9 protein-coding genes are annotated in these 13,554 nt (G+C 40.1%); all 9 read left to right on the forward strand.

What is annotated here, in order from left to right:
* The first annotated feature begins 1 nt into the window (after window position 1).
* Complete coding sequence (locus GR929_RS19470) at window positions 2–1,531, forward strand: glycoside hydrolase family 28 protein (protein WP_159523029.1); 1,530 nt, start codon at window positions 2–4, stop codon at window positions 1,529–1,531.
* 23 nt (window positions 1,532–1,554) lie between these two features.
* The gene (locus GR929_RS19475) at window positions 1,555–2,847 is read left to right on the forward strand and encodes an acetylxylan esterase (RefSeq protein WP_159523031.1); all 1,293 of its coding nucleotides are present in this window, start codon (window positions 1,555–1,557) and stop codon (window positions 2,845–2,847) included.
* A 4-nt stretch (window positions 2,848–2,851) separates the two neighbouring features.
* Window positions 2,852–4,849, forward strand: a complete 1,998-nt coding sequence (locus GR929_RS19480; protein WP_159523033.1) for a hypothetical protein — start codon at window positions 2,852–2,854, stop codon at window positions 4,847–4,849.
* Window positions 4,850–4,951: 102 nt separating this feature from the next.
* Complete coding sequence (locus tag GR929_RS19485; protein ID WP_159523035.1) at window positions 4,952–5,737, forward strand: hypothetical protein; 786 nt, start codon at window positions 4,952–4,954, stop codon at window positions 5,735–5,737.
* A 121-nt stretch (window positions 5,738–5,858) separates the two neighbouring features.
* A complete protein-coding gene (locus tag GR929_RS19490) occupies window positions 5,859–6,641 on the forward strand; it encodes a 3-keto-disaccharide hydrolase (protein WP_159523037.1) in 783 nt (260 codons plus the stop codon).
* 41 nt (window positions 6,642–6,682) lie between these two features.
* Window positions 6,683–8,095 carry a sulfatase gene (locus GR929_RS19495; protein WP_159523039.1) on the forward strand — a complete coding sequence of 471 codons (1,413 nt, stop codon included), beginning with the start codon at window positions 6,683–6,685 and terminating at the stop codon, window positions 8,093–8,095.
* Between the two features lie 60 nt (window positions 8,096–8,155).
* The gene (locus GR929_RS19500; RefSeq protein WP_159523041.1) at window positions 8,156–8,755 is read left to right on the forward strand and encodes an RNA polymerase sigma factor; all 600 of its coding nucleotides are present in this window, start codon (window positions 8,156–8,158) and stop codon (window positions 8,753–8,755) included.
* Between the two features lie 72 nt (window positions 8,756–8,827).
* The gene (locus GR929_RS19505) at window positions 8,828–10,018 is read left to right on the forward strand and encodes a FecR family protein (RefSeq protein ID WP_159523043.1); all 1,191 of its coding nucleotides are present in this window, start codon (window positions 8,828–8,830) and stop codon (window positions 10,016–10,018) included.
* Between the two features lie 135 nt (window positions 10,019–10,153).
* Complete coding sequence (locus GR929_RS19510) at window positions 10,154–13,531, forward strand: TonB-dependent receptor (protein ID WP_235934495.1); 3,378 nt, start codon at window positions 10,154–10,156, stop codon at window positions 13,529–13,531.
* Window positions 13,532–13,554: the final 23 nt, after the last annotated feature.

The raw sequence follows: 13,554 nt of genomic DNA on the forward strand, positions 1-13,554 counted from the left end.
GATGATGAAATTTATTTATTGTTGTTTGGCTCTCTGTTTTATTGTTCAAATTCTCGTTGCGAAAGAATTTGATGTAAAAGACTATGGGGCTGTCGGCGACGGGAAATTTTTAAATACGGAATCAATCAATGCCGCAATTAAAGATTGTCATAATTCCGGAGGGGGAACGGTTCGTTTTCCTTCCGGCGTTTATCTTTCCGGATCGATACAAATCCTGAGTAGTGTGACGCTTGAATTGGATGCCGGTGCAAAAATCCTGGCCAGCCCAAATCTGGAAGATTACGATGACCTCGGTGTAAAATCAGAAGGCAGAAGTACTTCGTTTATATGGGCAAAGAGAGCTAAAAATATTTCGATTGTTGGTCGTGGAGTGATTGATGGCAATGACATGGCTTTTTTTGATGCAGATGTCACTGGGCCGGAGTGGCAGGTGGATTATTCCGTGGTTAGGCAAGGGAATGATTTTAAAGTTCGATTACCGGATGGTCCGCTAAAAACGAAAGACCGTCCCGGTATGTTGATGACGTTCATTGAGTGCGAAAACATGCTGTTTGAGGGAATAACTGTTCAGAAAGCACCAAACTGGAACATTCATCTGGCATGCTGCAAATACGTTGATTTTACTAACATCAAAGTGCTGAACAGTTTGTTGGTTCCTAATTCTGATGGACTGGATATCAGCCAGTCTCAGCATGTGCATATTTCTGGATGCACCATTATTGCGGGTGATGATGGTATCGCCATTAGCCCTTGTGCCGATGGCTTTTGTGATGGTGAAGCTCGGGATATTACAGTAACAAACTGCACCATCGAATCTCGTTCGGCTGCCATCCGCCTAGGTTGGGCAAAAAGCAGGATTGGTGACTGTGTTTTTCAAAATTTGATTTTGAATAGCAATCGGGGAATTTGCATCAACGGTCGTTTGGGTGAAACTATTGAAAACATCATTTTCTCCGATTTAATTATTAATACCCGCTTGCATTCGGGGTGGTGGGGAAAAGCGGAGCCCATTCATATTTCAGAAATGCCGTTGGATAATTCCTATGAAGATGCCGAAAAAAGGCGGGAACATTCGCTCATTCAAAACATTCGTTTTTCCAATATTCAGATTAATAGCGAAGCTGGTGTTTTGTTGTACGCTTTTCATCCGGGCTCAATACGAAATATCAGTTTTGATGGAGTTGATATGCAGATTTCCAATGGAAAATTTCAACAATATTCAGGAGGAAACTTTGATTTACGCCCTTCCAAAGACCATAAGCTGTCAGTATTCGCGCATGATATACCTGCTATCTATTTGAAAGGAACAAAGGATATTTCAATTAGAAACTATTCTGTGCAATGGTTGGATGAAATGCCCGATTACTATACGAATGCCATTTATGGCGAAGATTTTGACGGATTGCTGATTGAAGATGTACAGCTAGCTGTCCCTCCCGGAACCACCCACCCGGAAGCCTACCTTAAAAACGGTAAGAATTGCAGGCTTGACAACCGAATAAAATCCATTGAAAAAAAGAATATTAAATAACCAGAATGACGTAAGTTATGAGAATGAGAAGTAAACTATTTTTTCTAATCTGGTGGATGACTTTTGCGGGGATGGCTCCCGAGAAGGTTTTCTGTCAGCCCAAGGAAGAATTTATTAAGGTAGTTGTTTCACCTGATCACAGTGATTGGAATTATGCGGTTAATGAGTCGGTTCGCTTTTCGATTAAAGTGTTAAAATCGAATGTGGCATTGGAAGGTGCTCAGATAAGTTATACAATAGGACCTGAAAAAATGCCTGCTATCGATTCAGCAACAGTAGCAATTCCAGAAAGTGGTTTAATTGTAGATGCCAAAGGCATGGCGCAACCCGGTTTTTTAAGATGTACAGCTACCTTTAAGTACGAAAATAAAACCTATACAGGGACGGCAACTGTAGGATATGAACCAAAGAAGATAAAGCCAACGGGTAAGCTTCCAAAGGATTTCGAGGAATTTTGGAATCAAGGAAAAATGCAATTGAAAGAGATTCCTTTGGAACCGGTTTTCAGGGAACTGCCAGAACGCGAAGCAGGTGGAGTGAAAGTATATGAAGTAAGCTTCAATAATATCACAGGCAAAATATTCGGAGTTCTTTGTGTGCCAACCTCCGAGGGAAAACATCCTGCGTTGCTCGAAGTGCCTGGTGCGGGAGTTTGGCCGATGTACGGTGATGTTGAAAAAGCAAAAAAAGGAATTATAACCCTTGCGATTGGTATTCATGGCATTCCGGTTACCATGGAGTCTTCGGTATATGCTAATTTAAGAGAAGGTGCTTTAAAAGATTACTGGTATAATAATCTGGACAACCGAGATGACTACTATTTCAAACGGGTATTCTTGGGGTGTGTGCGAGCTGTCGATTTTCTTTGTTCACTTTCAGAGTTCGATGGAGAAAATATTGCCGTTGCCGGCGGAAGCCAGGGGGGCGCACTTTCAATTGTGACCGCTTCGCTTGATTCCCGAATTGATTATCTGGCTGTCCGTTATCCGGCTTTCTGTGATCATACTGGCTTTTTGCATGGACGGGCGGGAGGATGGCCCTTTCATTTTCAGAGAGAACCGCATCCCATTGCTGAAAAAGTAGAAACTTCAGCTTACTATGATGTGGTCAACTTTGCTCGGTTTATAAAGGTACCCGGGCTGTACTCCTGGGGATATAATGATGGGGTTTGTGGCCCCACTTCCACGTTTTCAGCATACAATACAATTACAGCTCCCAAGGAAATATTTATCGTTCCAGAAACAGCACACTGGACTTATCCGGAGCAGGAAGAAAAACTGGCTGATTGGTTAATCGAAAAACTAACAAAAAACTAAAATTATGAAATTGAAAAATGCTATGTTTATTGCATCCATATTGTCTGTTATAATTGGGTGTACTTCTAAAACACCTGAAATAATAAAGATATCCGAAGAAATGGTCATAAACGAAACCGGTTCGGGAGAGCATATGAACTGGTTCGATGAGCAAGATACGACCGGTATTCCCGAGACTCTTTGGGACACTTATGGTGTAACAACGTATTGGCCTGCTGGGCTTATTATTGACTTAGGGTGCCACTATCAAATCACTTCAATTTGGGTGTTTGATGGCAAAAAAGATAAAAATATTGAAGGTGGTAAATTTCAGGTTTCATCAGGTAAGCCATTTGCTTGGGAGAATCCTCATGTGTTGGAAATGCAAAACAGCGGCAAATGGTTAAAAATTGACTTAAATACTCAAACGCAATTTGTCCAATTGCAAAAGCATGCAACAGAGCAATACGATAAAACTGCTGAGTTTCCTAAGAATTGTGATGTTGCCATAAAAGAAGTCGTTATTGTTGGTTATCCGTTGGAAGAGAAGGTAGTGGAAGATGTTGCTGCTACTCAAAAGCCGGTAACAACAACCATGGATAAGTTTATAGGAATGAATTCATACATCAGCACTCCAGACCGAGTTCATGAAGCCATTGGTAGCGTTCGGGAATATCGTCCATGGCGTTGGAATGGAGTGATGGATTTGGAGACTCCAATCGATTGGGGTGACATCAGAAGTGATAAAGGACACAATGAATACGCTGGAATGGAAATCGGCAATAGTGATGAATACTATCAAAAAATGCTGGACATGGGAATTGAGTGTGTACCATGTATTCATCGACATGTTGACGAGGAAAATGAAGAAGAAAGTAAGCCAAATTTTGGAGGTGATCCTGACGATCCGTTTTCGTATAAATTAATTTCCGATTATTCGTTTCAATACGTGGCTCGCTATGGGCACAATCCGGTTGAGGACCGACTATTAAGAACCACTGAAGTAAGCCCAAAGAAAACGGGAATGGGATTGATTCGCTATTTTGAAAACTGGAACGAGCCGAATGGCTGGTGGGGTTGGCCGTCTGAACATTTCACACCCTACGAATTTGCCGCTTTCTGCAGTGCCTCCTATGATGGACACCTGAATCAAATGGGGGAAGGATTTGGGGTAAAGAATGCTGACCCGAATATCAATTTTGTGTTTGGAGGGCTTGCCGGTATATCCTTGAGTTATGTACAGGCTATGAAATTATGGTCTGATTATCATCGTGATGGCAGTTTCCCATCCGAAGTGATCAATCTACACAACTACTGCAATACGATGGGGAAACAACACTCAGGGGAAGAAGCTTATGGGATAAGTCCCGAAGCAGATAAATTAAAAGAAAAGCTTGAAAAAGTCATCGCCTGGAGAGACAAGAACTTGCCCGACAAAGAAGTATGGTTAAGCGAATTTGGTTGGGACACCGACTCATCAACGTATCAGTCTGCAGCTTGGGGACATGAGTTGTACCCCGAAAAAATTACCATGGAAGAAATTCAGGGACAGTGGTTGGTTCGTGAATTTCTAATCGGTGCAGCAGCAGGATTAGACAGAATGCAGATGTTTTTGGCCAATGACCTGAAAAATTATCCACACGGAGTCTACGGTAAATGTGGTTTTATCACTGTCGACGAAGAGTACAAGCCATCGTGGTTTTATGTGAAAACGCTAAAACATGCGTTATCTGACATGTTATTTCAAGAAGAAGTGGACTCAGGAAACGAGAATGTGTGGATTTATCAATTTAAGAATCCAGAGAATGGTAGGGGAGCCTATGTGCTTTGGTGTCCTACTTCTGATGGGACATCGGTTGATGGATTTCAATTAAACTTATCAGAAAAGGTTAATTCAGTCACACAAATTCGTTTAGAGGACCAAAAAGAGCTTGGTGAAAAGGAAGCGCTGACCGTAGTGAATCACAAAGTAGAAGTCAACGTATCGGAGCGTCCCGTGATCGTTCAAGTGGATGAGCTATAATAAACCTTGATGGTAATTGTACCACGTTGGAGCGTAAAAAACGGAAAGTTAAAGTAAATAGCTTAACTTGAAGAAGTTTACAGTCATTTAAAATATCGGTTTATGAAAGTGATAAGTTTTGTTACTGTATTAACCTTGCTGGTTCTCAGTATTGCATCGTTTGGGCAAGCTAAGGTTGAGAAACAAGTGGCAAGGCAATATTTTCAGCTATTCGAAGGATCTCCCCATTCCGATCGCTTTAGGATTGAGTTGAAATCAGATATTGATTCAACCTGGAGCAAGTGGACGAACAGGGGATATCATTTTGGGTTTGATCCGACGTTAACTCCTATGTACACCACTGTAAATGGTATTTTAAGTACGCCCTATATGGTTCAGGTTCGCGGAAACCAAAACGAGAAAAACAAAAAACGTTGGGGGTTTCATGTTTTCGAAGGATATGCGAAGGACGACAAATCACGCATCACGCTTTTGGTCAATAAGCACATCGAGCAAGGGAAACCTGTTGCTGAAATGTATTATTACGGGACTGAGTATAATCATTCTACTCTGGCTTACAATTGGTTTCGCATAGGTTCGGATGTCCGGCAACATTCGTTTCTATTTGGCCGCGACCAGGCTATTTTTTACGGATCGCTGACACTTTCGAATGCGCTGACGTTAGGAAGGATTGGGACTGATGATATTCGGAAGGAGAAACCCGAGGGAGATGATGAACAGAATTATGAAGAGAGTGCCAAACACGTGAATTATCAGTCGCTTAAAAATAGTCAGGATGGCACCATTTTTTACGATAAGGACAATGATATTGTGGTTATAAAAATAGAGGGAGAATGGCGTAAGTTGGCAACAGAACCGCAGCCATCAACAATAAAATATGATTTTTAAAGAAGAAGATTGCGAGTTGTGAAACACAATTCGCTCATTGTTTTCTTATGTTTAAACAGAACGTGTCGAAGGAATAAAAACGAATTGCTTGATCTAAAATTATTCAATTTAAACTGAATTTATGAAAATAATCAGTATTCTGCTAATGGTGCTTTGCTCCTGTACGGGAGGAACAAAAAAGGTTTTACATTCCGATAATAATAGGGGATGGCTTAGTATTTTTAATGGTAAGAATCTGGATGGCTGGACTCCAAAAGTTGCAGGTGACTCAGTGGGTGTAAATACATTGAATGTCTTTCGTGTGGAGGATGGCTTGCTTCGGGTTTGTTACGACGAATACGATCAGTTCAATAATCGTTATGGTCATCTTTTTTACAAGGAAAAGCTTTCAAAATACAAACTGAGAGTTGAATACCGGTTTGTTGGTTCTTTGTTACCCGATGCCGAGTCGTTTTGTTACCGAAACAGCGGTATCATGATTCATTCCCAATCGGCCGGGAGCATGGGTATTGAGCAATATTGGCCGGTGTCTTTGGAAACACAGTTGCTGGGAAGTTCCGATTCTGTGAAGCAGCATACGGCAAATCTCTGCACACCGGGAACCACTGTTGAATGGAGAGGGCAGCGAACTGAGAAGCATATTGTCCCTGCCTCTTCAAATTATTATTTTGACGATGAATGGGTGACCGTTGAAATCATTGTAAATGGAGCCAGATCAATAAGTCATGTTATGGAGGGTGATACCGTTTTGCACTGTTCCGAGCCACAAATTGGTGGTTTTTTATTACCTGAAAATTACCCCATTCCTGTGGGGGCAATTATTGAGGATGGATATATCGCACTTCAGGCCGAAGGGCAACCTGTTGATTTTAAGAAGATAGAACTGTTGAAGCTGGATGATTAGACATCAACAAATCAGTATGTAAACGAACAAAAACTAAACCTATGTACAAGCTTTTAAAAATCGGGTGTTTTATTATTTTATCGGTAACACTATCCTGTCAGGGAAAAAAAGAGGCCAAGAAACCCAATGTATTGTTTATCGCGGTCGATGATTTGCGTCCTGAATTGGGCTGCTATGGACAGAAACAAATCATTTCGCCTAGTATTGACCGCCTTGCCTCAGGGGGGCTTACGTTCATAAATGCCTATTGCAATGTTCCGGTTTGTGGAGCTTCGAGAGCAAGCTTGTTAACTGGGATGAGGCCTACGGCTGATCGGTTTGTAGGCTATGCTACCCGAGCAGAGGAAGATGCACCACAAGCGGTTAGTCTTCCTGAAGTTTTTCGAAATGAAGGGTATTATACCATATCGAATGGAAAAGTTTTTCACCATTTAAATGATATCCGGGAAAGTTGGTCAGAAGATCCTTGGAACCCAGCGGAGAATGGCGGTTCGTACCTGAACTATCAAGCTGACACTAACTTGAATATTTTGAGAAGCGGAATAAAACGGGGGTTACCATACGAGGCTGCTGATGTTGATGATAACGGTTACAATGATGGACTTTTAGCCGAAAAAACAATAAATGATTTAAAAAGGTTGAAAGAAATGGGCAAACCGTTTTTTTTAGCTGCTGGTTTTTTGAAGCCACATCTTCCGTTTAACGCACCCCAAAAATATTGGGATATGTATGAGCCGGATGAGATCCAGCTACCTGATAATTATTATCCGCCACAGGGTGTTCCGAAAGAGGCCATGCATAATTTTGGCGAATTGAGAAGTTATTATGGAGTTCCGGCTAAAGGGCCTGTTTCTGATGAAATGGCCCTGCAATTAATACACGGGTATTACGCCTGTGTCAGCTATGTCGATGCACAAATTGGGCGCGTACTTGATGCACTTGATGAACTTGGGTTGGCAGATAATACCATTGTTGTTTTATGGGGTGATCATGGATGGCAGCTGGGCGAACATAGCCTTTGGTGTAAACATGCTAATTTTAAGACCTCTTTGAATTCGCCTCTAATTGTTAAAGCTCCTGGCTTCAAGAATGCGGGAGAAACGAGAGCTTTGGTCGAGTTTGTTGACATATTTCCATCACTTTGCGAGTTGGCCAATATAGATTTACCAAAACAGCTTCAGGGGAAAAGTTTTGTACCTGTACTGGAAAACCCTCAAAGAACATGGAAAGATGCTGTTTATAGTCGATATATACGGGGGGAATCAATTAAGAACCAGCGATATCTTTATTCTGAGTGGACTGATGAGAATGGTGTTATCCAGGGACAAATGATTTATGATCACAATATTGATCCGGATGAAAACCAGAATATCATTTCTGACGTATCGATACAAGATACCGTCAAGGTGCTTCAAAGGAAGTTACATCAAGCTATTGAGAGTAGAACGAAGTAAACTGATCGCAAGCTGATTGGTTAAGAGAAGACATAAAAGCTTAACTTTATATTATCGCAAGTGAATAAGGGATTGAAAGATAGGGAGTACTGGCAGGGGATTTGGGAGCTGTTCATCAATGGGAATAGACTCGCTTTTCACGAAATTTACAATGAATACGTTGATGTACTTTTCGCCTATGGAATGAAAATCACACCTAATCGGGAATTGGTTCAGGACTGTATTCAGGACTTATTTATAAGTTTATACAAATACCGCAAAAACCTGACTAAGCCGGAATATCTGGAATTTTATCTTCTGCGTTCACTTAGAAGAACGATAATCAAAGAAATTCAGCAAAGTAAAAAAGTTGCCAAAGTCGGTGAGGAAGAGCTGTTAAGCTTTCATCTTAAATTTGACCTTGAAGAACAGCTGATCGAAGGAGAATCGGCTGATAACCGAACGGCTTCGTTGCAGAAAATGTTAGCAAATTTAGATCCCCGGAAAAGAGAACTTTTGTATTTGAAGTTCTACAGTGGCCTTAACTACCGGGAAATAGGAGATTTGCTTGGAATCAAACCCGACACCGCCAAGAAACAGGTTTACCGATTGTTAGAGGACCTGAGAGGGCGGTTTGGCCAAAAACTGATGGAACTCTTCTGCTTATGTTTTAGGACCTAAATTCTTTTTTTACTTTTTCTTGTCCCTTTTTCACTGTTCTCTCCTCTTTCTATATAGTAACGCGTCACTACTATGAATAAACGAAATCTAGAAATAATTGATAATCCATTATTTTTCAAATGGGTATTCAACTCCGATGAAATGGTTGATGCCTATTGGGAGAAATATATGAAGGAAAATCCAGATGATGTAGATTTTATTCTGGAAACAAAATTAAACTTATTGAAATTGAATCACCCAAACGAAATAATGTCATCTGCAGAAAAGAAAACTCTTTCTTCGAACATTATTCACTCATTGGAAAATGAAGATAAGAAGCTTCGCAGTAGACGATTCATAAAAGAGTTGTCTAAATATGCGGCTATTGCTATTGTGTTTTCAATAATTAGTGGCATTGCCGTGTATTATCAGATGGATAAGGATGTTCAAAATACCTTTGATCAATTTGTTTACACACCGGTGCAGGTGAATGAGCCCACCCTGATCCTTTCTGAAAATAATAAAATTGGACTTGAGGATTCCGAATCGACACTGTCTTATAGTGAACGCGGAGATATATTGCTGAATGAAAACAAAGTAATAAAGGCAACTCAAAACAATCGTCAACGAATTAATCAGCTCGTTATTCCCTATGGTAATCGTTCTAAAATAATACTGAGCGATGGTACTACAGTATGGTTAAATGCAGGAAGTCGCTTAATGTACCCTGAGGTATTTGGGGCGAAAAACAGGGAGGTTACTTTATATGGGGAAGCTTTTTTTGACGTGAGTCACAATGAATCTAAACCCTTTATAGTTAAAACTACTGATTTAAATATTCGTGTTTTGGGGACAAGGTTTAATGTTAACGCCTACCCAGACGACTATACAATACAAACGACTCTGGAAGAAGGAAGTATATCTGTTAAAAAAAGAGAAGCCGGATTGTTTGAGCGGGAATTGGTTTTAAAACCCAACCAGCAATATGTCTTCAACCGCCAAACAGAAGCATCAAAAGTCAATCTGGTAGATGCTTACAGCTATTCAATCTGGACGAAAGGCCTCTTAAGGTTTAATGACGAACAGTTTAGTCGAATTGTTAGAAAAGTTGAGCGTTATTATAACGTTTTAGTGAGTATTGAAAGTCCGGTTGTTGCACGAGGAAAGATAACTGGAAAACTTGATTTATCGCAGGGTATAGAAGAAGCACTAGAATATTTATGTAGAGTGTCACAAACTAATTATAAAAGAGTGAATGAGAATAACTATCTAATTAAAAAATAAACCGGTAAGTGGTGACGCACAAACCGGTTTAATACAAATACCTTAAGAATAAAGTATTTATTAACAATTAAGTTGATCAAATTTATGAAAAAAAAATCGTTAACTGGCTTTCCTGGAAGGGGAAGTTGTAAAAAAATGTGGCGAATTATGCGCTTATTAATGCTATTTATTGTAGGTTGTTTTTTATCGGTTTCAGCAAATAGTTATTCCCAGACCACGAGGCTGGATATTAGCTTGCAAAGAACGACCATAAATAATGTCATTCAGTACATTGAAGAGAACAGCGAATTTGTGTTCTTGTACCGAAATGAAGATCTCAATGTGTCTAAGGAAGTGGTTGTTGATCTTAAAAATGCAACAATTAATCAAATTTTGGATAAAGTGTTGGCTGATGAAACAGTCCGTTATGATGTTTACGAAAGGCAAATTATTATTCGTAAAGCATTGAGCCAGTTGAAATATTCACAACAGGATGAAAGAAAAATTACCGGAAAAGTAAAGGATAGCGACGGACAATCGATTCCGGGAGCTTCTGTATTCGTGCAGGGAACTACAATCGGCACTATTACTGATTTTGATGGAAACTTTACGATTACTGTTCCAACATCTGCAAAAACACTCTCGGTTTCTTTTGTTGGTATGAAACAGACCGAAGTTTCAATTGAAGGAGTAAATCAGGTTACCCTTGTTATGGAGCATGATGCAATTGGGATTGAAGAGGTTGTCGCTGTAGGCTATGGTTCTCAAAGCCGTAAGAAAATATCAGCTGCGATCACTTCTGTTTCTGCCGAAGATATCAAAGGCATGGCTGCAACAGGAATTGACCAGGCCATTCAAGGTAAAGCTGCCGGAGTATTGGTCACCAATAATACTGGTGAACCAGGTGGTGGTGTAACGATCCGCGTTCGAGGAACAACCTCAATTGGTTCGGGTAACGATCCGTTGTATGTGATCGATGGTATTCCACTGGAGAATACGCAGACCAGTAACCGTAACGTTGGAGAGAACAGGGTAAATGGGATGTCGCAAATTAATCCTGCAGATATTGAATCAATTGAAATCCTGAAAGATGCAGCTGCAACTTCTATTTATGGTGCGCGTGCTGCTAATGGGGTTGTGTTGATTACCACAAAACGAGGTGTTGAAGGGAAAGGTGAATTTAGTGTAAATGTTTATACCGGAATGTCTGAAGTGACAAGTCAATACGATTTACTAGGTGCTTCGGATTATATGAGGATGGTGAATGAAGGTCGCTCTCAACTTAGTGAAGAAGAGCCGGAATATGTGAATATTTACCCAGAAAGTATGATTAATAATCCTCCGGTTAATACTAATTGGCAGGATGAGATTTTCCGCATGGGATCGGTCAATGAAGTTAACATGTCGATGCGTGGTGGTACCGAAGCAACACGTTATATGGTTAGTGCAGGTTATTATAACCAAAAAGGGATCATCATTGGTTCCGATTTTAGTCGCTACAACATGCGTGCAAATGTTGATCAGGATTTAGGAGAGCATATTTCAGTGGGAACTAGTTTGTATGCAGCTTTTACCGATCAGAACCGTACTAAAAACGACGGTAGTCCCGATAAAGCAGACGCTTCAAATAATAACCATCTTTATGGAGGATCAGTATTGTCAACAGCTTTGGTTAAAGCTCCGGTAACTCCAGTCTACCTGGCTGATGGGACTTTCACCAATGATCCATTTCAGAAAGAATATGGCAACCCGGTCAGGCAAGCATTGGATGTTGATATTACAACTAACGTAACTCGTATCATTGCTTCAGCTTATGCTAAAGTAGATTTATTACCTGGATTGAATTATCGTGTTCAGGCTTCGGGTGACATTCGTGGTGAACTGGAAAATTGGTTCGATCCACCAAATCCAAATGCTTTTGAAGGCGTGGATTGGAGAGGTCAAAAATCTCAGCGTACGTTTAATCAAAAAGCATGGACACTAGAAAATTACGTCACTTATGCATTAGGAGTTAAAGATCATAGTTTTACATTCTTAGCGGGTAATACCGTTCAGGAAACAATTTGGGAAAACAGCTTTGTATTGGTGAGTGGAATTGTTTCTGACAAAGTGGCCACTCTAAACGCAGGAACCGACATTGATGTCGCTGATTCTGATAAACAAGCATATGGTATTACTTCTTTCTTTGGTCGTTTCAATTACGATTATCAAGGAAAATATATGCTGTTATTGAATGCACGTTACGATGGTTCTTCACGCTTCGGTAAAGACAACCGTTATGGTTTTTTCCCATCAGGGTCTGTAGCATGGAGAGTATCCGAAGAATCGTTCATGCAAGACTTGAGTTTTTTGGATGATTGGAAAATCCGTGCGAGTTATGGTGTAACAGGTAATCAGGAAATATCAAACTATGCTGCTCGTGGTATTATGACTGTTGGTACAGGAACGAATTCCGGTAGTAATTACAATAATCAAACCGGTGGTGTAATTTCAAGTTTGCCAACTCCGGAGCTGCAATGGGAAGAAACAACCCAGTTTAATATTGGTACTGATGTGAGCTTGTTAAATAGTCGATTGAATTTCACTTTTGATTACTATGTAAAAACTACTGATAACTTGTTATTTCAGGTTCCACTTCCCAATACCCGAGGTGTTGGTTCTAAGCTTGATAACATTGGTAAAATGGAGAATAGGGGTTTGGAGTTTGGAATAAACGGAACCATTATAACGAAAGAAAACTTCAACTGGAATGCTGACTTTAATATTTCAACAAACCAAAATAAAGTTCTCGAACTATTGGGAGGTAAGGATGTAATTGTAAGTGGAGCTGGAGGCAGAAGTATTGCAAGAGAAGGAGAATCGATTGGTTTCTACTTATATGAAAGAGAAAAGTATGTTAATCCTGATGATGGTACGATTGTGATTGTTGATCAGGATGAAAGCGGAGGCCTTCCGAACGAAGGTGATTTGATTATGGCAGGAAGCCCCTTTCCTGATTTCTTTGGAGGTTTAACAAATAACTTCTCATATAAGAATATCGATCTTTCAATTTTCATGCAGTATTCTTATGGAAATAAGATTTATAATGCCACTCGCAGATGGTTAGAAACAATGACCTTGAATGATCGTACAATTGTTGGTGCAAATACTACTCAGACAGCATTTGATAACAGATGGCAGCAACCTGGTGATGTGACTGAATATCCGGTTATTAACTATGACGATAGGAACAATGATTACACGCTTCCTCATACAGGATGGTTAGAAGATGGTTCTTACCTGAGGTTAAAATCAGTTACTCTTGGTTACACATTTGAGTCAGGATTATTGTCAAGACTTAATCTTAAATCAGCAAGAATATACCTGACAGCAAACAACCTTTTGACATTTACCAAATATTCTGGTTTCGATCCTGAAGTAGACCACTTTACTGGGGTTAATGGCGGATCAAACAGTGGATTGCTGCGTGGTTATGATTATGGTTCTTATCCACAATCAAGAGCTTATCGCCTTGGTGTTAATATAACATTCTAATCAGGTTTGTAATTTTTAATATT

Source organism: Sunxiuqinia indica, assembly GCF_009847015.1.
Taxonomy (GTDB): Bacteria; Bacteroidota; Bacteroidia; order Bacteroidales; family Prolixibacteraceae; genus Sunxiuqinia; species Sunxiuqinia indica.

Bases quoted from the DNA above. Each gene is read 5' to 3' on its own strand.
- GR929_RS19470 (WP_159523029.1), top strand. From the start codon at position 2: ATGATGAAATTTATTTATTGTTGTTTGGCTCTCTGTTTTATTGTTCAA.
- GR929_RS19475 (WP_159523031.1), top strand. From the start codon at position 1,555: ATGAGAAGTAAACTATTTTTTCTAATCTGGTGGATGACTTTTGCGGGG.
- GR929_RS19480 (WP_159523033.1), top strand. From the start codon at position 2,852: ATGAAATTGAAAAATGCTATGTTTATTGCATCCATATTGTCTGTTATA.
- GR929_RS19485 (WP_159523035.1), top strand. From the start codon at position 4,952: ATGAAAGTGATAAGTTTTGTTACTGTATTAACCTTGCTGGTTCTCAGT.
- GR929_RS19490 (WP_159523037.1), top strand. From the start codon at position 5,859: ATGAAAATAATCAGTATTCTGCTAATGGTGCTTTGCTCCTGTACGGGA.
- GR929_RS19495 (WP_159523039.1), top strand. From the start codon at position 6,683: ATGTACAAGCTTTTAAAAATCGGGTGTTTTATTATTTTATCGGTAACA.
- GR929_RS19505 (WP_159523043.1), top strand. From the start codon at position 8,828: ATGAATAAACGAAATCTAGAAATAATTGATAATCCATTATTTTTCAAA.
- GR929_RS19510 (WP_235934495.1), top strand. From the start codon at position 10,154: ATGTGGCGAATTATGCGCTTATTAATGCTATTTATTGTAGGTTGTTTT.